This is a genomic window from Halosegnis rubeus (genome assembly GCF_009184545.1).
GTDB lineage: Archaea > Halobacteriota > Halobacteria > Halobacteriales > Haloarculaceae > Halosegnis > Halosegnis rubeus.
Genome location: NZ_QJOW01000009.1, coordinates 32980 through 54759 on the forward strand (window position 1 = coordinate 32980; position 21780 = coordinate 54759).

A 21780-nucleotide genomic window follows, 5' to 3' on the forward strand; every position below is an offset into this window, starting at 1 on the left:
CCCCCGCGGCTGCGACCGATTTTTCCTCGTCGTCCCGCACATGTGAGAGCAGCGAGCGTCGGGTCGGTTGAAACTGCGACGGGCGACCGAACCTGCTTTTTCTCAGGACAGAGACGGGCACGTATGAATCGACAGCAACGCGTCGACGCCTGTCGTCGGGAACTCGCGAACGCGGACGCTGCGGCGGCACTCCTGTTTCCCAGCGTCGACATGGCGTATCTCTCCGGCTTCACCGACGAGCCGATGGAGCGGGTGTTGTTTCTCATCGTTCCCCGGGAGGGCGAGCCGATTTTCGTCGCCCCGGAGATGTACGACGAACAGATACGCGACGCCTCGTGGGTCGAGGACATCCGGACGTGGGGCGACGGCGACGACCCGTACGCGCTCGTCGAGACGGTCGCAGCGGAGTGCGGGTTCACGGGCGAGCGCCTGCTCGTCGACGACCGGATGTGGGCGCTGTTCACGACGGAGCTGCGCGACCGATTCCCCGACGCGACGTTCGGTCTCGCGAGCGAGGCCGTCGGCCCGCTGCGGCTCCGAAAGGACGACGCCGAACTCGCGGCGTTGCGGTCGGCCGGGGCGGTCGCCGACGCGGCGAGCGCGGCGATTCGGTCGCTCGGACGCGACGCGGTCGGACTAACCGAGCGCGAACTCGCGGGGCGCATCGAGACGGAACTCGACAGCCACGGCGGGGACGGCGTCTCCTTCGAGCCGATCGTCGCGTCGGGACCCAACGGCGCGAAGCCGCACCACCGCCACGGGGACAGAGAAATCCAAGCCGGCGACCCCGTCGTCCTCGACTTCGGGACGCGCGTCGACGGCTATCCGAGCGACCAGACGCGGACCGTCGTCTTCGACGGGACGCCGCCCGAGGCGTTCGAGCGTGTCCACCAGATTGTCCGCGAGGCACTAGAGGCCGGCGTCGACGCCGTCGAACCGGGAGTCAGTGCACACGAGGTCGACGCCGCGGCCCGGCAGGTCATCGAGGCTGCCGGCTACGGCGAGCAGTTCATCCACCGGACGGGCCACGGTCTCGGCTTGGAGGTGCACGAGCCACCGTACATCGTCGAAGGGAACGACCAGCCGCTCGAACCGGGGATGGTGTTTTCCGTCGAACCGGGCGTCTATCTCGACGGCGAGTTCGGCGTCCGCATCGAGGATATCGTCGCCGTCACCGACGACGGCAGTGAACGACTGAACGACTCGCCGCACGGTTGGCGAACAGAAAGCCAGTAGCTTGGTTTTGGCTGTCCTAAAAATCGGAACGACTTTACCGTTTTAGGCCGACCTGACTCGCATGGAACGGAGCGACCGAGCCGCCGGGGACGACCGGTCGGAGGGGCGGATGAGTGAATCACCGCTGCACGCGCTGCGTGACCGAATCGAGACGCTAGCGAGTGAGTCGGGGAGCTACTATCTGGTCTGTGCACGCTGTGGCGACCGACCGGTTCCCGCCGCGCGGCTCAGGTTCGACAGCCGTGCCGTCGCGCGCGCGTCGCCGCAGACGTGACGGCGCGGTACCGAAAGCGGCTCCGGGAGTACGACCCCGCCTTGCCCCGCTACGAGATAATCGTCTGTGAGACCGGCCCGGAGACGGAGTCGCGACCGTTCGACGCCGGAATCGCCACCCACTCGGAGGCGTAGGATGGCTGTCGAGACCCACGTTGGCGACGCCATCGAGCGAGCGAGCGACGAGCGCGCTGTCATCGCAAAAAACGGGACGCCATCGCGCAGTTCACGGAACGCGTCGCCGAGCTTTCGCCGGCATCGAAGGCACGGGCGACACCCACCATCGCGACGACCGGCGGGCTGGTCGAGGGGAACGACGCGGGCGACAGCCGGTGTCGCACGGTCCGGCAGGCGTTCGCCGAGACGGTGTATCCACACGCGCTCGATGAAATCGATGGGACGGAGTCGGTCCACGCCGCTATCGGCAACGAACTGTCCGAGGAGTTGGCCGTCGCGCTCGCACCGACGACCGACGCGACCTTCTCCGCGACGCTGAAGCAGGCACTCGTCGGCGAGGCGGAGTCGCGCCGGGCGGAGACGGCGGTGTTGGTTCGCGCGCTCGGACGCGAGGTCGACCAGCTACGGCGGGCCGAGTCGCTCGTCGAGGAGGTGACGGGTTGGATCGCCCGAGCAGAGGAGACGCCGCTGACCGACCTCGGCTTCGACGCGCTCCACGAGCGCCACGAGCGACTGGCCGGCTACCGCGACCGGTGGAGACCGTCGTCCGCGAGCGGCAGGCGTTCCTCGATGGGACGACCAACGCCGGCACAGCGGTCGGCGTGAGCCACCGGCTGTTCCCGTCGTATCTGTACCAGTCGTTCCCGGACGAACACCCCGCGCTGGCGACCGTCACCCGGCTGTCTGTCGCCTGTTAGTCCTGCCAGCGGGCGGTCCGTGCGCATCTCAGCCGGCGAGCGTAGCTACCCCTCGCGTTGAATCAGTACGGCGAGCACCGCAATCAGGGCGACCTGAATCGCCTTGTCGACGTAGCCGAGCGTGGAGAAGCTCCCCGCGTTGATGACGTACCACGCGACGATCTGCCCGAGCGTCCACAGCGCACCGAGCGCGTAGAGTGGCCGTCTTGGTACGTCAACGTCGAGCGCGAGCACGGCGGCCCCCCCGAGGAAGCCGACGCCCGCGACGGCGAAACTGATACCGTACGTCGAGAGTCCGTACAACGCGACCAGATACAGATGCAGGAGTCCGGTCGCGACCGCGAGTGCGATGCCGGCCCAGTGTATCGAGGTTAGCGACCCCGTCTGGACGCCCCCACCTGTTGCTTCTCGGGTCCCCATACATCGTGTGAGGGCGTGACACGACTTTTATTTGAGGGTCGCGGAGACGTGGTTCCGAATCTCGGTCGCGAACCGGTCGCTGGCGAATCGGTCCCGGGCGAGGAACGGCCGGAGGTCAGCATCGAGCGCCGTCGCGACCGTCTCCACCGCCCCCTCGATGCCGTGAAACAGCAGTCGGTCGTCGCCGTCGAGCACGTCGACCTGCCCGCCTTCGCGGGGAGCGAAGGGAACCATTCCCGCGGCGGCGTACTCGGCGACGGCCATCCCGAAGTGCTCGCTCGGCTTCATGTTGAGTCCGTACCGGTAGCGACCGAGCAGCGTCTCGACGCGGTCGCGAGACACGTCGGTCTCGACGCGGACGCCCTCGCTGCGGGCGGCCGCCGACTCGACCCGGCGGACGTACTCCCGGTAGGCGGTCGGCGCGGAGCCGACGACGTGACAGGTGAGGTCGTACCCGCGCGCACGCAGTCGCTCGACCACCTCGATGGCGTCGAGCACGCGCTTGTCCGGCGCGACGCGACCGAGCACGAGCACGCCGGCGTCGCGTGCTACCCACGGCCGCCCCTCGATTGGGTCGACCGGCGGGTGACAGACGGTCGGACGAACCCCGTAGATGTCGGCGGTCACGTCGGCGGTCCACGCCGAGTTCGCCAGCAGCCGGGTCGAGTCGTCGAGCTGTCGGCGGTCGGGCGCGGCGAGCCGGGACCACACGCCGTCGAGTCGACCGGTCTCGCCGGCGTCGATGCGGTCGCCGTGGAACTGCGGGAAGTGAACGTACTGCACTGACGGTCCCGAAGTCGAGAGTTCGTTCGCCGTGCTGACGACGATGTCGAACTCGCTCCGTCGGCGGTGGAGATACGCTCGCAAGAGCACCGACCGGGCGGGGAGCTGTGGACCGAGGTACGGCGCGGCGAGGTTCAAGCCGGTCGCGAGCGGGCGATTTCCCGGCGGGGTCGCGACCGTCACGTCGAACGGTACGTCGAACTTCACGGCCACACGCTCGGGGGCCGTCGCCGACAGCGTGAACAGCGTCACGTTGTGGGCGGCATCGAGGGCGGCACAGACGTGGAGACACACCATGTCCGCACCCCCCTCGAAATCGAGCGTGTTGTGGAACACCGCGACCTTCGCCATACGCGTCGTGTGGGCGCTGTCGGCTTGAACCCTGTCGCCGCCGGCGACAATGTATTGGTGGACGCACCCGCAGTTTGCGGTAGTGAACTGCTTGGTAGTGGGGGCAGGCAGCGTGGCACGCGAGTACGTCGACGGCATCGCGGACGCGAATCTCCAGCCCGTCGGCGTCTGTGACCTCGACCGCGACCGCGCGACCGCGCTCGCGGGGCAAATCGACGCGACCGCCTACACCGACCTCGATGCGATGCTCGCCGCCGAATCCGCGCCGCTCGTCGTGAACCTCACGAGCCACGGGGCACACGCGCCGGTGACGCGTACCTGTCTCGATGCGGGCCGACACGTCTTCTCGGAGAAGCCGCTGGCGGTGGACGCGGCGACCGCAGCCGACCTCGTTGCGCTCGCTCGCGACCGAGGTCTCGCGCTCGGCTGCGCGCCGGCGAACCCTACCGGCGACGTGCAGCGACACGCCCGGACGCTGCTCGCCGACGGGCGACTCGGCGAGGTGCAGTTCGTCACCGCGACCGCGAACGTCGGGCGCGTCGGGGCGTGGCACGACCGTCCAGACTCGTTTCTCCGCGTCGGCCCGCTGTACGACGGTGGCGTCTACCCCCTCACCCTGCTCGTCGCGTGGTTCGGGCGCGTCGAGTGCGTCCGACGGGCCGACGCCCTCCCGCTGTGGCCCGGTGGCGCCGACCCGGACGAGAGCTACACCGACGCGCCACACGTCGAGGCGACGCTCGAATTCGCCGACGGCCCGACCGTCGCGCTCCGGGCCAGCTTCTACGTCGACCACCGGAGCCGGGAGTTCTACGGCCTGGAGTGTCACGGCGACGACGGTACCCTGTATCTGGACGACACCGGCGCGCTCGCCGCCGAGGCGTCGGCCGTCACCGTCCGCGGCGGCGACCGCGAGCCGACGACCGCACCCCACCCGGCCCCGCGTCGTGAGCAGTCACGGCTCGAAGCGGTCGAGCGGCTGGCCGACTCGGTCCGGCGCGACGCCCCGGACCGGACGACCGCGCGGCGTGGTGCACACGTCGCCGCGGTGTGTAACGCCATCGAGGCCGCCGCGGACGGGGGTGGTGCGGTGACCGTCGGGAGCGATGCTCCCGCGGGGGCGCGGCCGAAGCGCGTCTGGGAACCCGAATCCAGCACCGCCGACAGGGCGCTGCATCTCCCGCCGGTCGGCTTCGGCTGTTCGCGCTACCGACACGGCGACTACGTGACGCCGGCACTCGGTGCGGCTGTCGACGCCGGCTACCGGCTGTTCGACACGGCGGAACTGTACGGCAACGAGTGGCGACTCGGCGATTTACTCGCCGACGGTCCCGACCGCGACAGCCTCTTGTTACTCGGGAAGCCGTGGCGCACGAACCACGGTCCCGGCCACCTCGAACGCGCTTGTCGCGGGTCGCTCGCGGAACTCGGTGCCGACGCCTTCGACTGCTACGCGCTCCACTGGCCCGGGGCGTGGGAATACACCGCCCCGCTGTCGGAGCTTTCGAAGCAGCCAGTCGCCCAACAGGAGCGACTGACCTTCCCGACCGACGCGAACGGCGAGCCGGCCCGCGCGAGCCACACCCTCCTCGAAACGTGGCAGCGAATGGAGCGGCTCGTCGACGAGCGGCTGGCCCGGACGCTCGGCATCTGTAACGTGACGCTGCCGCAACTCGCCGCGGTCGTGGACGAGGCGCGAATCCCGCCTGCACTTGTCCAGGTGGAGTCGAATCCGTACGCGCCACGCCACGCCCTGGTCCGGTGGTGTCACCGCCACGGCATTCGGGTAATCGCCCACTCCCCCCTCTCGGCCGAGCTTCGCGAGGACCCGGTCGTCAGGTCCGTCGCCGACAGACACGAGATCACGCCGACGACCGCGCTGTTGGCGTGGCAGGTCCAGCGGGGCGTCGTCCCGATCCCGACGACGACCGACCCCGAGCACGCGACGGCGAATCTCGCGGCCGCGCGCCGCCGACTCGACGAGCGAGCGATGACGCAGTTGGACGGGCTAGTCCGATGAGCCTGAACTCGTTGCGCCGACGCTGGTGGGGCGTCCTCGTCGCGAGTACCCTCGCGACCGGAACAGTCGGTGCGCTCGTCGCGCGCCAGCTCTCGCCGGCTGCGGGCGGACGGTGGTTCGCCGGTGCGCTCGCTCCGGTCGTGTTTCTCGCGTGGTTCCTCCGACGCACGCTCCCCGAGAATCGCCCACCCGATGACGCCCCCGGCTCGGGCGTGTATCAGACGCTCGGGCTGGCGAACGGTATCACGGTCGCGCGCGGCTGGCTCTACGCGTGTCTGGGCGGGTTCGTGCTCGTCGTCCCGCCGGCCGGGACGCCGTGGCGGTGGCTGCCGGCCGTCGCGTACAGCGCCGGTATCGGGCTCGACTGGGTTGACGGCGCGACGGCCCGCACCGTGAGCCGGCGGACGCGACTGGGCGAGCGGCTCGACCTCGCGTTCGACACCATGGGATTCCTGCTCGCGCCGGTCGTCGGCGTGGTCTGGGGTGCGCTCCCGGTGTGGTATCTGTCGGTGTCGGCCGCCCGATATCTGTTCAAACTCGGCTGCTGGCTCCGCGAGCGCCGCGGGCTTCCCGTCGGGGAGCTGCCGGAGAGCCGCGTCCGGCGACCGCTCGCCGCCCTCCAGATGCTCACTATCGCCGTCGCGCTCGTGCCACCTGTCCCGGCGAGCGTCTCCTGGCCACTCGCAACCGCGGCCATGATTCCAACGCTCGTGGTGTTCCTCCGGGATTATCTGTCGGTTACCGGACGACGGAACGAAGCAAACGCTAAAGAACGTACACCCGTAACCCGAGTAGATGACTGACGTGTCACACGATGGCACCCGGATGGTCGCCCTACAGATCGACGACTACGGTCCGTGGACGACCACGCCGGAGCCACGACGGGAGACGGACTTACAGGCGCTCCAATCGCGGCTGTTCGCGACCGTCGCCGACTTCTTCGCCCGGTTCGACGGGTACGCCTTCGCAGACCGCTACGACAACATGATCGGCGTCGCGAACGGGGCCGGCCCGGCGATTTTCGAACGGCTCCAGACGCAGGTCGCGAATCAGTACCCAGTAACCGTGAGCGTCGGCGTCGGCACGGCCGGAACGCCTCGCACGGCCCTCGAAGCCGCCAACGGCGTCCTCCAGCAGGCCGGCAGCGCACAGGACGCAGACCGGACCGAGGTCCACGACCACCGGGTCGTCGACGACGCGACCGCGGGAACCGTGACGATCGCCCACTTCGACGTGGTGGACGCGACTGGCACACTGACCGACCGCGTCTCCTCTGCCGAGGCGAGCCACACCATCCGCCGGGCGGTACTCGAACTCCGCGAACAGATGTGGGAGCGTCACGGGGCGGTCACCCAGTTCGTCGGCGGCGACAACGCCATCGCCGTCTGTCCGTCGCTGACGCCGTCGACGCTCGACTCCGTCAACGACCACGTCCGGGAGACGACGGGGGTGGAGCTACAGGTCGGTGTCGGACGCGGGCCGACCGCCCACGCGGCCGGCGACGGCGCGAAACACGCACTCGAACACTGCCGCGAGACGGGCGAGCGCATTCACGCCGCGTTCAGCCTCGTCGAACGATGATCGACGCGCGCCGACTCTACTTCACGGACCCCTGCGAGGTCGAGGTCAGATCCGTCACGCTGGACGCCCCCGAGGAGGGCGAAGTCGTCGTCGAGACGGCCGAGTCGGGCATTAGTCCCGGCTCCGAGCTGCTCGTTTACCGCGGCGAGTTCCCCGAAGAGACCGCCGTCGACGAGACCATTGAGGCGCTCGCCGGCACCTTCGAGTACCCGCTGCCGTACGGCTACGCTGCCGTGGGTACCGTCACCGACTGTGGCGCGGGCGTCGACGAGTCGTGGCGCGGTCGGACCGTCTTCGCGTTCGAGCCACACGCAGACCGGTTCGTCGCGTCCACAGACACGCTCGTCCCCTTGCGCGAGGGAATCACACCGACGGAAGCGACTCTGCTCCCGTCGGTAGAGACCGCCACGAATCTCGTCCTCGACGGGAACCCCCGCGTCGGGGAGGAGGTCGTCGTCTTCGGCGCGGGACTGGTCGGACTGTGTACCGTCCACGTCCTCTCGCAGTTTCCGCTCTCGAATCTCACCGTCGTCGAGCCTGTTGCCACCCGCCGGCGACTGGCAGCGCAGTTCGGCGCGGACCGAGCTATCGCGCCCGCGGCCGTCGGCAGCGACGCCGCACCCTCGGCCGTCGACATGGTGTACGAGCTGTCCGGGCAACCGGCGACGCTCGACGACGCAATCGAGACGGTCGGCTACGACGGGCGCGTCGTCGTCGGCTCGTGGTACGGCAAGAAGCGCGCTCCGATTAATCTCGGCGGGTCGTTCCACCGCGAGCGCATCAGCCTCGAATCCAGTCAGGTAAGCACCATCGACCCCGACCTCCGGGGTCGGTGGGACCGCGAACGCCGGTTCGACGTGGCGTTTGACCACCTCCAGACGCTCGACACCGAGCGGCTGTGCGGTGAGGCGTTCGCCTTCGACGCCGCAGCCGACGCCTACCGGACACTCGCGGACGGCACCGTCAAGCGACCACACGTCACCTTCACCTATCGATGACAGACACCACACCCCAGCCAGCCGAGTCGTACACGCTCACCGTCCGCCGTGAGTTCGTCGCCCAACACTACCTCACCGTCCCCGATCCCGGTCCCGTCGAGGGGGAGCCACACAGCCACGTCTTCACGGCCGAGGTGGAGTTCGCCGGGGCGACGCTGGACGAGTTCGGCTATCTCGTCGACATCGACGCCGTCGAGGAGCGACTCGACGCGCTTGAAAACCGCTACCGGGACACCCTGCTCAACGACCTCCCCGAGTTCGACGGGGCGAATCCGAGCGTCGAGCGGTTCGCGAAAGCGTTCGGCGACCGACTGGTCGAGCATCTCGCCGACCCGAACCCGACCGCGCTCACGGTTCGACTCTGGGAGGACGACCTCGCGTGGGCGAGCCACGAGCGTCGACTGTGACCGCCGACGGCCACGACCACGGACAGCGGCGCTATCTGACGGCCAAACACAGCGTCGACGAGCGCGCGCGCAACGACCGCGTTCGCCGCCGACTGCTCGCGGAGCTACCGGCGACCCCGCGTGTCGTCGAGTGGGGTCCCGGCGTCGGGCTGTCGGTTCCGACGCTGACCGAGTGGACGAGTCTCGACTCCTACCACGGCGTCGAGACCGACCCGAGGCTGGCGGCGTTCGCCCGGTCGCTCGTCTCGCGGCTGTTCGCTCGACGCGAGGCGGAGCTCTCCGAGATGCAGTTCACCGTCGGCGACGCACTCGCGACCGAGACGGAGCCGTGTGACCTGCTGTACGCGCAGTCCTTCTTCGACCTCGTGTCGACGGCTGGAGCGCTCGACGCCGTGGAGGAGCGCGTCGCAGCCGGCGGCGTCGCGTACGCGCCGCTCACGTTCGACGGGAAGACGACGTTTCTCCCCCGCCACCCCGACGACGAGACGGTGCTCGGGGCGTTTCACGACACCATCGACGCGACGGACGGACAGAGCCGCGCGGCGACCACGCTCCTCAACGCGCTCGGCGAGCGCGACGCGACGGTGCTTGCGGTCGGCAGCTCCGACTGGATGGTCCGACCACACGCGGGCGAGTATCCGGCCGACGAGCGCTACTTCCTGTCGTCGATTCTCGACATCATCGAGGATGCGCTCGGCGAGCACGCCGCGGAGTGGCTCGCGGCGCGACGGGCACAGCTCGCCGAAGACCGGCTCACCTACGTGGCGAACAACCACGACGTGGTGTGGCGGCCCTGATTATCGGCCGGTGAGCGGCGACCACCGGGCGAGCACGACCCCGGCGAGCGCGACGGCTCCCGCCCCGATTGCGACCCCGGCGACCGTATCCGTCAGGTAGTGCGTGCCGAGATAGACGCGAGAGACGGCCACGAACAGCGCCAGCGGCGCGACGACCGCGACGGGAAGCTTCTCGGAACGCCGCGCCGTGAGCGCGAACACCGTGCCCGCGGCGGCGTGTCCCGAGGGGAACGAGGACGCGACGGCCTCACCCGTGGTCTGACACACGGGCATGGGTGGAAACGGGCGCGCGACGACCGTCATCAGGGTCGCGACGACGAGGCCGGTGACTGCGAGTGCGATACCGGCGCGTTCGGTCTCCTCGCGCCAGCCGGCGGCGAAGAACAGTCCGAGAAAGACCAGCGCCGCAGTCGCGGAGCCGAGTCCAGTGACCGAGGTGAGCAGTTTCGTCGCCAGCGGCGCCCGAAGCTCCGCGAGCAGCAGTGCGGTCTGGGTGTCGAGCGCGAACAGCCAGTCGAGCAGCCTCCCGGGCACGTCCATCGCCGTACGTATCGAGAGGACGCCGATAGGCCTACCGGTGGTCGCTCGCCCGCGTGCGAAGCGCCCGGCTCACGACCCACGCCGCGACCAGCCAGATGCCCACCTCGATGAAGAAGGAGCGACTCCACAGGTAGTACCAGACGAACTCGCCCGGGGGAATCGCGAGGGGCGTCGGCGGCTCGACGAGGGGCCACCCGAGGAAGAACGCGTCCGTCGGCCGGCCGTTGACGACGATGTGGAGCGCGTCGGCAGCGAGATGTGAGACCCACCCGACCGCGAGCGCGAGCCACCGCCCTCCGCGGAGCGCGAGCAGGAGAAACAGCGGCGCGAGGAGCGCGGTGTGGCCGACGGTGTGAAACAGGTCCACCACGCCCGCCGAGGCGAGCGGCTTGTCCACGAGATCGGGAAGCGCGGCTCCGAGGACGGCGGCGACGACGGACAGCCCGCGCGCTCGTGCGAGCAACCACGCAATCACGAGATGGGTAGCGAACAGCACGGCCGCTCTCAGTCCTCGCTGCCCGCGCCGAGGAGCGCGTCCACGTCGGCGTGTGTCTCCAGCAGGTCACGCACGACCGCGACGGTCTCCTCGTCCTGCGTTCGGCCGCCGCTGATGATGGCCTCGGCTCGGTCGATAGTCGTGAGCGTGTCACCGGGGACCGAGAGCACGGGCGTGTCCGACTCCTCGGCCTTGCCGAGCACCGACCCCGAGGGCTGGTGGCCGCCGGTGAGGACGAGACACCGGACGCTGTTGGCCTCGATAGCCGCGGTCGCGATATCCGAGCGGTCGCCACCGGTGATGACGGCGGTGTCGCGCGAGCGCCGGAAGTGACGAAGCGCGGCCTCTGCACCCATCGCACCGACGGCGAACCGCTGGACGAGCACGTCCTGATTCCCCTCGACGAGCGTGTCGGCGCCGAGTTCACTCGCCAGCTCTGTGACGGTGACGCCAGTCAGTTCGGGGGCGACGGGGAGGATACCGAGCACCGGTACGTCGCGGGTGGAGAGATACGGTACCACGTCTGCCTCGACTGCGTCGTAGGTGGCGTCGTCGACGCGGTTGAACACGACCCCGGCGAGTCGGTCGCCGACATCCTCGATCGCGGCGATCACGTCGTCGATATCGCCCGGTTCGGTGTACTCGGCGACGAGCACCACGTCGGCGTCGAGGAGTTCGGCCACCTCGGGGTCGGTTAACCCGACGACGCCGCCCGTGTGCACGTTCCCCCCGCCTTCGATGAACATCCGGTCCGTTCCGTCGGCGAGACCGTCGTACGCCTCACGAATGCGGTCACGAAGCTCCGTGCTGTCCTCGCGGCCGCGGATTGCTCCCTCGATGAACGTCGGGGAGTAGACGACCGGTTCCATCTCGTGCATCTCCGCGTCCGTCCCGAGGACGGCCCGCGCGAGCATGGGGTCCTCATCGAGCGTCTTGCCGACGACGCTCTGGAGGCGTGTCCCCTTCGGTTTCATATACCCGACCGACCGGCCTCGGTCGGCGGCGATGCGAGCAAGCGCGACGGTAATCGCGGTCTTGCCGGTGCGTTCGGCGGTTGCTGTGACGAGTAACGGGTTCATTGGAGTTGGTCGGGGTCGACGGTGAGTCGCAGGTCGACGGCCCGGACCCCGTCGGGCGTCGCGACCAGTGGGTTCACGTCCAGTTCGACGATGCTCGGGAAGTCGGCCACGAGCTGGGAGACGCGCCGTATCGCGTCGACGGTCGCCGCCAAGTCGACGGGCGTGCGACCGCGCGCGCCGCGCAACAGCGGCGCGGCGTCGATGTCGGCGGTCATCTGTTCTGCTTCCCCCGCGGCGACCGGCGCGAGCCGGAAGGTGGTGTCTTCGAGCACCTCCACGAAGACGCCGCCCAGCCCGAACATGACAAGCGGGCCGAACTGCGGGTCGCGGTGGCTCCCAACGATGGTCTCGACCCCTTCGTCGAGGTCGAGCATCTCCTGTACCTGGACGCCGAGAATCCGGGCGTCCGGTTGGTAGCTCTTCGCGCGGCTCACCAGGTCCTCGTAGGTGTCCGCAACGTCGTCGGCCGAGACGCCGACCCTGACGCCACCGATGTCGGACTTGTGGAGGATACCCGGGGAGACGATTTTCATCACCACGTCGCCGTCGATGCGGGCGGCGACCTCGGCGGCGGCGGTCGGGTCGTCCACGACCTCGCCCTCGGGCGTCGGAATCCCGTAGGCGTCGAACAGCTCCATCGCCTCGACGCCGAGGCGGTTGTCCCCGCGCTGTTCAACCTGTGCGAGTATCTCGCGCACGCGCTCGCGGTCGGCGTCGATCGGTTTGGGTTCCTCGTAGCGCCGGCCGCGGATGTCGCGGTACTCGGCGAGCGCCTCCAGCCCACCGACCGCGCGGGCGGGGTCGAAGTAGGAGGGTATCGACCGGTCGCGGAACGTCTCACGGGCGGGCGCGAGCGTCTCGCCGCCCATCAGACAGACGGCGACCGGCACGTCGTGCTCGGCCGCGGTGTCGGCGACTGCGCCACCGAGCGCGGCGAAATCGAGCGTCGCGGTCGGGGCGGTGATGACGACCGCTGACCCCACGTCACCGTCGGCGAGCGTGGTGTCGAGGGCGGATTGGAGCCGATCGACGTCAGCGTCGCCGATTACGTCGACCGGATTGTACACGTTCGCCTCGGCGGGCATCGTCTCCTGCAGGTCGGTGACGGTCGTCTCCGAGAAGGACGCGAGCCGGAGGCGGTCGGCGTCGCCGACGGCGTCGGTCGCCATCACACCCGGGCCGCCGGCGTTGGTCACGACGGCCACGCCGTCGGTGTCTGGAATGAGACCGCCGGCGAGCGCGCGGGCGCTGTCGAACAGCTCCTGGACCGACGTGGCGCGAAGTACGCCCGCGGCGTCTAAGCCGGCCTCGTAGGCGCTGTCCGCGCCGGCAATCGCACCTGTGTGGGAGGAGGCGGCCTGCGCGCCGGCGTCGGTACGCCCCGACTTCACTACGACGACCGGAGTGTCCGGCGTCGTCTCGCGGGCCGCTTGCACGAAACCGCGCCCGTCGACGACGCTCTCCAGGTAGCCGACGATAACGTCCGTGTCGGGGTCACCGCCCCACGCCCGGACGAAATCAGTCTCATCGAGCACGCTCTTGTTGCCAAGCGAGACGATGTCGTTGAATCCAAGCCCCGCTTCGAGCGCCCAGTCGACGACGGCGGTGACGAACGCGCCCGACTGGCTCATGAACGAGACGTTCCCCGAAGGCGGGAGCGCCGGGCCGAACGTCGCGTTCATCGACAGCGAAGTCGCCATCACGCCGAGGCTGTTGGGACCGACGAGCGCCATGTCGTACGCCTCGGCCGTCTCGCGGAGCGCGCGTTCGCGGGCGGCCCCGTCGGCTCCCGTCTCCCCGAAGCCGGCCGTCAGGACGACGACGTTGGCGACGCCCGCCTCGCCACACTCGTCGATGACGTCGACGACGGAGTCGGGCGGGACGGCGATGACCGCCACGTCGGCGTCGGCCTCGGCGACGGCATCGAGACACGGTTCCCCGAGCACCGTCTCGCGGCGCGGATTCACCGGGACCGTCGTGCCGGCGTAGCCGTCGAGCAGATTCTCGGTCACGGCCCTCCCGACAGACCCCTCCCGTTCTGTCGCGCCGACGACGGCGACGCGGTCGGGAGCGAACAGTCCGGCGACATCGGGTGTCCCCTCGGTCATCGCTCACCTCGGCGGCCGCGACGCTCGCTAGAGGTCGTCGGATACTGCATCGTGTGTGTCATCCTCGATGGAGGTTGGCACGCACGACACAAGAAGCTACACCCGGTGACGCTGGGTCAGGGCCGACGGCTCACGGGAACAGACCGCGCATCTCGTGGGCGCTGCCGACGCGTTCGAGCGCGACGATGTACGCTGCGGTCCGGAGGTCCGGGGCGTCACGAGCCGTGTAGGCGTCGAGGGTCTCGTCGAAGGCGCGCGCCAGCCGGGTTTCGAGGTCGTCGTTCACCTGTTCGAGGTCCCACGAATACTGCTGGGAGTTTTGTACCCACTCCAGATACGAGACGATGACGCCGCCTGCGTTCGCGAGGATGTCGGGGACGACGGGGATGTCGCGCTCGCGGAGAATCATGTCGGCGTCGAACGTCGTCGGACCGTTCGCGGCCTCGATGACGGCGTCGGCGCGGATGTCTTCGGCCACGTCGGGGGTGATGACGTTCTCGATGGCGGCGGGGATGAGCGCGTCCACGTCGAGCCGGAGCAGGTCGCCGTTCGTGATCTGGTCGGCGTCGTCGTACCCGTTGTCGGTGTCCTCGTAGCCGGCCATCACGCCGTTCTCGGAGATGTACTGCTCGATAGCCATCACGTCGAGTCCGTCGGGGTCGTGGAGCGCGCCGGACACGTCCGAGACGGCGACGATGTTCGCGCCCATCGAGGAGAGCAGTCGGCCGGTGACGGAGCCGACGTTGCCGAACCCCTGCACGGCGATGGTGGCGTCTTCGAGTCGGCGGTCGAAGAAGTCGAACGCGCGGCGGGTGGTGACGGCGACGCCCCGGCCGGTCGCCTCGACGCGGCCCGCGGTGCCGCCGACCTCGATCGGTTTGCCCGTCACCACGTCGGGGATGACGTAGCCGCCGTACATCGAGTAGGTGTCCATCATCCACGCCATCTCCTGGCCGCCGGTGTTGATGTCGGGGGCCGGCACGTCCATGTCCGGGCCGATCATCCGACGGATACCCTCGGTGTAGCGGCGAGTGAGACTCTCGACTTCGCGGTCGGACATGTCGTTCGGGTCGACGACGACGCCGCCCTTCGCGCCGCCGTACGGGAGGTCGACGAGCGCGGTCTTCCACGTCATCCAGCCGGCGAGGGCCGTCACCTCGTCTTGCGTGACGCTCGGGTGATAGCGGACGCCGCCCTTGAACGGACCGCGCGCGGAGTCGAACTGACACCGGTACCCCTCGTACACGTCGACGCTCCCGTCGTCGCGCTCGATGGGGAGTGTCACCTTCAGCGTGCGCTCGGGGTGTTTGAGTCGCTCGAACACGTCGGCGTCGATGTCGGCGTACGGCTCGGCGTTGTCCATCTGAGCGAGCATGTTGCCCAGTGCGTCCTCTGCCATACACCTCCGTGACGGTCGTCGTATTTAAGCCATGTTACTTCGCCCGAGTCGCGACAAAAATTGCGAGGCTACTCGCCCTCGAAGGCGCGGGGCAACGCGTCGACGAGGTCACTCGCCGTGAGTCCCGCACCCAGCGACTCGTGGACGAGGTCACCCGCCCGGCCGTTGGCGTACGCGCCGACGGCCGCCGCGTCGCGAGGGCAGAGCAGGCAGGCGAGCGCCCCGACCGTGCCGGCGAGTACGTCACCGGTCCCGCCGACGGTCATGCCGGGGTTGCCGGTCCGGTTGCGGCGGGTATATTCGCCGTCTGAAATCACGTCTTCGGCTCCCTTCACGAGGAGCGTGTGGCCGACCTCGGTCGCGAACGACTCGACCAGCGATGCTCGGCGCTCGGGGTCGTCGGCCGTCTCGCCGCCCATCGCGCGCAGTTCGCCCTGGTGTGGCGTACAGACGAGCGTGGCGTCGGTCTCGACCTCGGGGACGACCTGCAGGGCGTCGGCGTCCACGACCGCGGTACCGTCGTACCGCTCAAGGAAGGAGGCGACGGCATCGAGGGTGGCATCGTGGTCGCCAAGGCCCGGTCCGAAGACGACGGTGTCGTGCTCTTGGGCACGAGCGAGGACCTCGTCGACGTGGTCGGACGCGAGTCGCCGGCCCTCGTAGCCGTGGACAATGAGGTCCTCGGCGTACCCCTGTACGTCACTCGCAATCGCGTCCGGGCAGGCGACGCGCACGAGGTCGGCCCCGGCACGGAGGGCGGCCTGTGCGGCGAGCGCCGGTGCACCGGTGTACGGGCCGCCGCCGACGACGAGCACCTCCCCGTGGTCGCCCTTGTGTGAGTCCGGCAGTCGCGAGAGCCGGAGGAGGTCGCCACTGGCGACGAAGGTCTCCGCAGCGGTGGGAATTCCGATGTCTGCGACGGTCACCTCGGCGTCGACCTCCGAAAGCCCGGGTTTGGTGTCGTGGAAGGTGACGACCGCGTCGGCGTCGACGGCGACCCCCGCGGCGGTGCCAGTATCGGCATCGACACCGGAGGGCGTATCGACCGCGAGCACGGGGACATCCGCGTCGTTGAGCGCGTATGCGACCGTGGCCTCCGGTTCGCGAAGCGCACCCGTCACGCCCGTCCCGAGCATCGCGTCGACGGCGAGTGCCGGCGAGTCGAGGTCGAAGTCGCGCGAGTCGGTGACGACGCGGGCGTCGATATCGGTCTGTCCGAGGGCGTCCCAGTTCTCGCGGGCGATATCTGTCGTAATCGTCTCGGGGCGACCGAGCAGGTGGACGGTCACGTCGCGCGTGCGGAGAAAGCGCGCGGCGACGAGAGCGTCGCCGCCGTTGTTGCCGCGGCCACAGACGAGTGCGACAGCGTCACCCGCTTCGGTTCGCGCACGCACCTCGCGTGCGACCGCGTTCCCGGACGACTCCATCAGCTGTTTGCGCGGGACGCCGAGCGCCTCGCTGTTCGCGTCCACTACGGCCATCTCGTCGCTCGTAATCATACCGGCGACTTCGACGGCCGAGGAGTAAAAGCCAGCCGTCAGCGCCGAATCACGAAGCCGTCCTCGCCCTCGGGGTCGCCGTACTCGACGGTCACGTCCTCGACCCGGGCTTGCGGACTCCCCTCGTGACACCACTCGACCGTGGAGTCGACCGCCTCGCGTGGCCCCTCGAAGACGGCCTCGACGCGCCCGTCGTCCAAGTTCGTGACCCAACCATCGACACCGTGTTCGCGGGCGGTGTCGCGGGTGTTCGCGCGGTAGAAGACGCCCTGTACGCGACCGGAGACGAAGACGTGTGCGCGGGTTCGCTCCTCGCTCATCGGCGAGAATACACGGGGGCGAAAGGAAAGTCTCGGGGCTAGTCGAGGGAGTCGAACAGTCTGGTGACCCGGCGTTCGATTTCGTCGCGGATGGCCGCGACTTCCTCGGGGGATTCCCCGTCGGGGTCGTCAAGCGCCCAGTCGTGGCTCTCGACGCCGTCGGGGAGCGTGAGCGTCGAACAGCCCATCGTCGCCACGGCGTCGGCGCGGGCCAGTTCCTCGTCGGTGACGGCGCGGGGCGTCCGGTCAGCGAGGTCGATACCGACCTCCCGCATCGCGTCGACGACTTCCTCGTGGACTGAATCGGCCGGGTGGGTGCCGCCGGTCAGGATGTCGTACTCGAGGTCACGGCGGTCGCGCTCGCGCTCGGCGAAGGCGGTGGCCATCTGCGAGCGGCCGGCGTTTTGTACACAGACGAATGCGAGTGTCGTGGTCATGATTGTGAGAGGTTCGACGTGTTCCGCCAGTCGAGACGGCGCTGGAAGGCGAGCGCGACGTTGACGAGCGCGAGCAGCACGGGCACCTCGATGAGCGGACCGACGACGGTCGCGAAGGCGACGCCGGAGCCGACGCCGAACACCGCGACCGCGACCGCGATGGCCAACTCGAAGTTGTTGGAGGCGGCGGTGAAGCCGATGGCCGTCGTCGTCTCGTAGTCCGCGCCGGCGGATTTCCCCATCGCGAAGCTCACGAGGAACATCACGACAAAGTAGACGGTGAGCGGGACCGCGAGCAGGAGCACGTCCCCCGGCGTCGCGAGGATGCGTCCGCCCTGCGTGGCGAACATCACGACGACGGTAAACAGCAGGGCGACCAGCGTGAGCGGGTCGATACGCGGGACGACGGTCTGTTCGTACCACTCCTTGCTCTTGGCGCGCGTGCCGACGTAGCGACTGAGAAAGCCCGCGGCGAAGGGAATCCCGAGGAAGACGGCGATGGCCTCGATGACCTGTCGCGGCGAGACGGCGAAGGTGTCGATCTGAGTCGCGAGCGCGTCGAGTCCGAGCAGCGAGGGCGCGACGAGCGCGAACAGCCAGACGTAGACGCCGTAGGTGAGAATCTGAAAGAGGCTGTTGAACGCGACGAGTCCGGTGACGTACTCGGTGGAGCCGTCGGCGAGTTCGTTCCAGACGAGCACCATCGCGATACACCGGGCCATCCCGATGAACACCAAGCCGAGGAAATACTCCGGGCGGGCGGGCAGGCCGGGTACGACGCCGCCGAAGAAGACGACCGCCAGCCCGAACATCAGCGTCGGCCCGATGAGCCAGTTTTGCACGAGACTCAAGCTGAGGACGCGCCAGTTCGAGAACACCGCACGGAGCTTCCCGTACTCGGCTTTCGCGAGCGGCGGATACATCATCAGGATGAGCCCAATCTCGACCAGCCGGAACCGTTCGATTGGTGCCGTCACGTCGGGTGCGAGCGCGCCGATACCGACGCCGACGGCCATCGCACCCAGAATCCAGACGGAGAGATACTTGTCGAGGAAGTCCATCGACCGCGGGTCGCCACAGGCCTCACAGCCGCAGTTCGGCCCGTGCTCGTGGACCTCACTCATCGAAGGTCCCGTCGAGAACGGTCACGAGCGCGACCGCCCGGGTCGTCGCCCGGTAGTGTTTCCACCGTCCCTCGGTCCGGCTCGCGACGAGACCGGCGTCGGCCAGCTTCGAGAGGGCGTGACTCAACCCGCTTTCAGATACGTCTGAAAGCGCGTTCAACTCACAGACGCAGAGTTCACCGTCGGTAGCGACGAGAGCACGCACCAGTCGGTAGCGCGTCTCGTTGGCCAACGCGGAGAGCACGTCGAGTCCATGTAACCCCTCGCCGAGAGATTCCAGCTCCGTAAGGCGTTGCTGTACGTCTTCGTCGCAACACGAACCGAGTTCGTCTTCGAGATACCGGCCGAGCCGGTCTGCTGACTGTGCCATCAGTACAGTTGAATACTCGCTCAACTGTAAGCGTTGTGCGTGCGGGGTGATTAGGGAGTCGTACAGCGTCGCGCGGAGCCGAACGGGACGGTGGGGAGCTTACTCGCCGCCGGTGCGCAGATAGAAGAAGACGTAGGTCTGTGCGTAGCCGGCGTAGCGGTCGCCGAACTGCCGGCGAATCTTCCGTGAGGTGTCGGCGTAGTTGTCACCGTCACAGTCGGGGTAGTACTCCTCAATGGCCGTCTGAATCCACGTGTCGAGGGGGACCGCCTCGAGGAAGTCGAGCGAGAAAAGGAGGACGCAGTCAGCCACCTTGTCTCCGACGCCGACGAACTGGGTGAGATACTCGCGTGCGGCCTCGTAGTCGAGGTCACGCGCGTGTGCGGGGTCCGCCTCTCGGGTAGCGACCATCTCGGCCGTTCGCTGGACGTAGGGCGCACGGTAGCCGAGCGAGAGGTCGCGGAGGTCGGTCTCCGTGGCGTCCGCGAGCTGGGCGGGCGTCGGGAACGCGAAGTAGGTGTCACCGCCGAATGAGACCGCGTCGCCGTACTGCTGTGCGAGTCGGGTACACATTCCGTGGATGCGTTCGACGCGCATCTGCGCCGAGCAGATGAACGAGACGAGACACGGAAACGGCGGGTCACGGACGAGTCGCATCCCGCGATACTCGGCGAAGGCACGCTCCAACAGCGGGAGGTCGGGACAGTCGTCGACGATGGCGTCGAGGTTGTCGTCCAGCCGGAGCAGGTGAGTGAGATACGCAGGAGCCTCGGGCGTGGAGGCGTTCCACTCGACGTGGCCGTCGCGTTGTCGGGCGCGAATCACCTGCGGCTCGTCGATGTCAATTAAAGTTGCTGGTAGTACGGTGTGGTACCACGCGTCGCTCCCCCACGCGTGGTCGTCTTCGAACATGCCTCCGTCGGCGCGGTCCCAGAGATACGTCTGGCCGGACTCGACGGTCGCCTGCATGTCGAAGCCGCCCGGAAGCTCGGCGACAGGAATCGTCCCCTCGTGCATACCCGTGGTGGGTGGCGCGCGCGCTTTGTGGTTGCGATAGCGGTCGCTGTCGGGTGTGGTAGTCTGTGGACCCGCGTGTCCGAGGAGTTAGTCGGCGGCTGCCGGCGTCGGCTGCTGGGTCTGTTCGTCTTCCATCCCGTCGGTGAGCTCGTCTGCGAGTGCAAACACCGCCTGCTTGTGGTCGGTCTTCGATTTGTGGATAGATGTCGGCCGCACGCCGAGAGAAGCGTAGTCGTCGTGTTCGATGGTGGTGTTCGAAAGCTCTTCGTAGTGGGTTCGTACCTCCGCGAGAAGCCCGTGAAGGTGAATCAGCTCCTGCTTTTTCATAGACAACCACCGCTTACGCTTGGAGGGTTATATTATTATCCTGAGAACAGTTACCACACATTCGTGTATATCGCCAGCTACCGGCAACAACAGCCGTCTTCCATGGACGAGGATGACGAACGGCTTTTGCGCGGTGGGCCACACCCTCAAATATGAGCTACGACGACCATCTCGACCGCGCGCTGGAAGAGACGGACGCGAGCAGCAGTGCGAGCCGCTTCTCGCTGCCCGATCCGTCGCTGCGTGCCGACGGCAACTTCACGCTCTTGGAGAATCTCGACGACATCGTGACGCGGCTGAACCGTGATACCGACCACGTCGTGAAGTATCTCCAGTCGGAGCTCGGTACCGCGGCGAGTCTCGACGACGGTCGGGTCCGGCTGACCGGTTCGTTCAAGCAGTCGCGCGTGCGCGAGGCGCTGGAGGCGTACGCCGACGACTTCGTCATCTGTCCGGAGTGTACCCTCCCGGATACGAAGCTCGTCGAGGAGAACGGAACGACCTACAGACAGTGTGAAGCCTGCGGTGAGCGGACGCGCGCCGGAAGCTAAAGCGTCTGCATCGTCTCGAGGTCGCGTTCGGTACGGGCGAACTCTGACAGACGGTTCTCGGCGTTGCAGTCGGGACAGTAGAACGTCGCGGACGGCTCCGGCAGGTCGTTCGGCGACTCCTCCCAGCTCTTCTCGCAGTCGGGACACAGCAGCCGGACGTAGGTTTCGACCATACCCGGGTCACGACGGCCGCCGGTGAAAAACTTTGGACCTACTTACGCGGCGGCGACGCCTTCGGCCTCCAGCAGTTCCTTGTAGCGGTTCCGGATGGTGACCTCGGAGATGTTGGCGACCTCCGACACCTCCGACTGGGTCACCTTCTCGTTGGTGAGCAGCGCGGCCGCGTACACTGCGGCGGCGGCGAGACCCACGGGCGACTTGCCCGAGAGCATGCCGTCCTCGCGGGCCGCGTCGATGAGCTCGCGCGCGCGAATCTCGGCCTCGTCCGAGAGGTCAAGGTCGGAGGCGAACCGAGGGACGTAGCTCTCCGGGTTCGCCGGCGCGACCTCGAGTTCCAGTTCACGCACGACGTAGCGGTAGGTTCGCGTGAGTTCCATCTTGTCGATACGCGACACCGAGTGGACCTCATCGAGGCTCCGGGGGACGCCGACCTGCCGCGCGGCGGCGTAGACGGCAGCGGTCGCGACTCCCTCGATGGAGCGACCGGGCAGGAGGTCCTCGTTGAGCGCGCGGCGATAGATGACGGAGGCGGTCTCGCGGACGTTCTCCGGCAGCCCGAGAGCGCTTGCCATGCGGTCGATTTCGCCGAGCGCCT

The 21780-nt window shown here is 68.4% G+C and carries 26 protein-coding genes and 1 pseudogene; 11 read left to right on the forward strand and 16 right to left on the reverse strand.

Going from position 1 to position 21780, the window contains the following annotated elements; translation table 11 throughout:
- Window positions 1-123: 123 nt before the first annotated feature.
- The 4 genes and pseudogenes from DMP03_RS13880 (at window position 124) to DMP03_RS15010 (ending at window position 2384) form a co-directional block, all read left to right on the forward strand.
- A complete protein-coding gene (locus DMP03_RS13880) occupies window positions 124-1236 on the forward strand; it encodes a M24 family metallopeptidase (RefSeq protein WP_152121138.1) in 1113 nt (370 codons plus the stop codon).
- Between the two features lie 61 nt (window positions 1237-1297).
- The gene (locus DMP03_RS13885; RefSeq protein WP_152121139.1) at window positions 1298-1510 is read left to right on the forward strand and encodes a DUF7552 domain-containing protein; all 213 of its coding nucleotides are present in this window, start codon (window positions 1298-1300) and stop codon (window positions 1508-1510) included.
- Complete coding sequence (locus DMP03_RS14450; protein ID WP_172967169.1) at window positions 1507-1644, forward strand: DUF7552 domain-containing protein; 138 nt, start codon at window positions 1507-1509, stop codon at window positions 1642-1644. Before DMP03_RS13885 ends, DMP03_RS14450 begins: the two co-directional genes overlap by 4 nt.
- An 81-nt stretch (window positions 1645-1725) precedes the next feature.
- Window positions 1726-2384: pseudogene (locus DMP03_RS15010) on the forward strand (DUF7260 family protein).
- A 45-nt stretch (window positions 2385-2429) separates the two neighbouring features.
- Here the strand turns inward: DMP03_RS15010 and DMP03_RS13895 are convergent.
- Window positions 2430-2804, reverse strand: a complete 375-nt coding sequence (locus tag DMP03_RS13895; RefSeq protein WP_152121141.1) for a DUF7475 family protein — start codon at window positions 2802-2804, stop codon at window positions 2430-2432.
- A 27-nt stretch (window positions 2805-2831) separates the two neighbouring features.
- On the reverse strand, window positions 2832-3938 hold the full coding sequence (locus DMP03_RS13900; protein ID WP_152121142.1) for a glycosyltransferase: 1107 nt from the start codon (window positions 3936-3938) through the stop codon (window positions 2832-2834).
- A gap of 82 nt (window positions 3939-4020) precedes the next feature.
- On the opposite strand from DMP03_RS13900, the gene DMP03_RS13905 reads away from it, so the two are divergent.
- Genes DMP03_RS13905 through DMP03_RS13930 form a run of 6 tightly spaced genes read left to right on the forward strand, consistent with a single transcriptional unit; the run spans window position 4021 to window position 9738 of the window.
- Window positions 4021-5955, forward strand: a complete 1935-nt coding sequence (locus tag DMP03_RS13905; RefSeq protein ID WP_172967170.1) for an aldo/keto reductase — start codon at window positions 4021-4023, stop codon at window positions 5953-5955.
- A complete protein-coding gene (locus DMP03_RS13910) occupies window positions 5952-6758 on the forward strand; it encodes a CDP-alcohol phosphatidyltransferase family protein (protein WP_152121144.1) in 807 nt (268 codons plus the stop codon). The genes DMP03_RS13905 and DMP03_RS13910 overlap by 4 nt, the downstream gene beginning before the upstream one ends.
- Before the next feature lie 22 nt (window positions 6759-6780).
- Window positions 6781-7536, forward strand: coding sequence for a GTP cyclohydrolase IIa (locus DMP03_RS13915; protein WP_152121162.1), 756 nt, complete (start codon window positions 6781-6783; stop codon window positions 7534-7536).
- Window positions 7533-8534 (forward strand): zinc-dependent alcohol dehydrogenase, encoded by a 1002-nt coding sequence (locus tag DMP03_RS13920; protein WP_152121145.1) that lies wholly within the window; start codon window positions 7533-7535, stop codon window positions 8532-8534. Before DMP03_RS13915 ends, DMP03_RS13920 begins: the two co-directional genes overlap by 4 nt.
- Entirely contained in the window at window positions 8531-8941 is a 411-nt protein-coding gene (locus DMP03_RS13925; RefSeq protein WP_152121146.1) for a 6-pyruvoyl trahydropterin synthase family protein, read from the forward strand. The genes DMP03_RS13920 and DMP03_RS13925 overlap by 4 nt, the downstream gene beginning before the upstream one ends.
- Window positions 8914-9738, forward strand: a complete 825-nt coding sequence (locus DMP03_RS13930; RefSeq protein ID WP_235908822.1) for an SAM-dependent methyltransferase — start codon at window positions 8914-8916, stop codon at window positions 9736-9738. Before DMP03_RS13925 ends, DMP03_RS13930 begins: the two co-directional genes overlap by 28 nt.
- On the opposite strand, the gene DMP03_RS13935 is transcribed toward DMP03_RS13930, so the two are convergent.
- The 12 genes from DMP03_RS13935 to DMP03_RS13990 form a co-directional block, all read right to left on the reverse strand.
- Window positions 9739-10278 (reverse strand): phosphatase PAP2 family protein, encoded by a 540-nt coding sequence (locus DMP03_RS13935; RefSeq protein WP_152121147.1) that lies wholly within the window; start codon window positions 10276-10278, stop codon window positions 9739-9741.
- Between the two features lie 31 nt (window positions 10279-10309).
- Complete coding sequence (locus DMP03_RS13940; protein WP_152121148.1) at window positions 10310-10774, reverse strand: metal-dependent hydrolase; 465 nt, start codon at window positions 10772-10774, stop codon at window positions 10310-10312.
- 8 nt (window positions 10775-10782) lie between these two features.
- The gene (locus DMP03_RS13945; protein ID WP_152121149.1) at window positions 10783-11853 is read right to left on the reverse strand and encodes a phosphotransacetylase family protein; all 1071 of its coding nucleotides are present in this window, start codon (window positions 11851-11853) and stop codon (window positions 10783-10785) included.
- On the reverse strand, window positions 11850-13961 hold the full coding sequence (locus DMP03_RS13950) for an acetate--CoA ligase family protein (protein WP_152121150.1): 2112 nt from the start codon (window positions 13959-13961) through the stop codon (window positions 11850-11852). The genes DMP03_RS13945 and DMP03_RS13950 overlap by 4 nt, the downstream gene beginning before the upstream one ends.
- A 130-nt stretch (window positions 13962-14091) precedes the next feature.
- A complete protein-coding gene (locus tag DMP03_RS13955; protein WP_152121151.1) occupies window positions 14092-15360 on the reverse strand; it encodes a Glu/Leu/Phe/Val family dehydrogenase in 1269 nt (422 codons plus the stop codon).
- 68 nt (window positions 15361-15428) lie between these two features.
- Entirely contained in the window at window positions 15429-16859 is a 1431-nt protein-coding gene (locus DMP03_RS13960) for an NAD(P)H-hydrate dehydratase (RefSeq protein WP_152121152.1), read from the reverse strand.
- Window positions 16860-16897: 38 nt separating this feature from the next.
- Complete coding sequence (locus tag DMP03_RS13965; protein ID WP_152121153.1) at window positions 16898-17179, reverse strand: acylphosphatase; 282 nt, start codon at window positions 17177-17179, stop codon at window positions 16898-16900.
- A gap of 38 nt (window positions 17180-17217) precedes the next feature.
- The gene (locus tag DMP03_RS13970) at window positions 17218-17616 is read right to left on the reverse strand and encodes an arsenate-mycothiol transferase ArsC (protein ID WP_152121154.1); all 399 of its coding nucleotides are present in this window, start codon (window positions 17614-17616) and stop codon (window positions 17218-17220) included.
- Window positions 17613-18740, reverse strand: coding sequence for an ACR3 family arsenite efflux transporter (gene arsB, locus DMP03_RS13975; RefSeq protein WP_152121155.1), 1128 nt, complete (start codon window positions 18738-18740; stop codon window positions 17613-17615). Before arsB ends, DMP03_RS13970 begins: the two co-directional genes overlap by 4 nt.
- Complete coding sequence (locus tag DMP03_RS13980; protein WP_152121156.1) at window positions 18733-19110, reverse strand: ArsR/SmtB family transcription factor; 378 nt, start codon at window positions 19108-19110, stop codon at window positions 18733-18735. Before DMP03_RS13980 ends, arsB begins: the two co-directional genes overlap by 8 nt.
- 99 nt (window positions 19111-19209) lie before the next feature.
- On the reverse strand, window positions 19210-20127 hold the full coding sequence (locus DMP03_RS13985; RefSeq protein ID WP_152121157.1) for a DNA-3-methyladenine glycosylase family protein: 918 nt from the start codon (window positions 20125-20127) through the stop codon (window positions 19210-19212).
- Between the two features lie 87 nt (window positions 20128-20214).
- Window positions 20215-20454 (reverse strand): UPF0058 family protein, encoded by a 240-nt coding sequence (locus DMP03_RS13990; protein WP_152121158.1) that lies wholly within the window; start codon window positions 20452-20454, stop codon window positions 20215-20217.
- A 152-nt stretch (window positions 20455-20606) separates the two neighbouring features.
- On the opposite strand from DMP03_RS13990, the gene DMP03_RS13995 reads away from it, so the two are divergent.
- Window positions 20607-21005, forward strand: coding sequence for a translation initiation factor IF-2 subunit beta (locus DMP03_RS13995; RefSeq protein ID WP_152121159.1), 399 nt, complete (start codon window positions 20607-20609; stop codon window positions 21003-21005).
- Here the strand turns inward: DMP03_RS13995 and DMP03_RS14455 are convergent.
- Both DMP03_RS14455 and DMP03_RS14000 read right to left on the reverse strand, forming a co-directional pair.
- Window positions 21002-21178: a DUF7836 family putative zinc-binding protein gene (locus DMP03_RS14455; protein ID WP_172967171.1), complete on the reverse strand. Its 177-nt coding sequence runs from the start codon at window positions 21176-21178 to the stop codon at window positions 21002-21004. The genes DMP03_RS13995 and DMP03_RS14455 overlap by 4 nt on opposite strands.
- Window positions 21179-21220: 42 nt before the next feature.
- Window positions 21221-21780 (reverse strand): transcription initiation factor IIB (locus tag DMP03_RS14000; protein WP_172967172.1); only part of this gene is annotated, 560 nt, incomplete at its 5' end.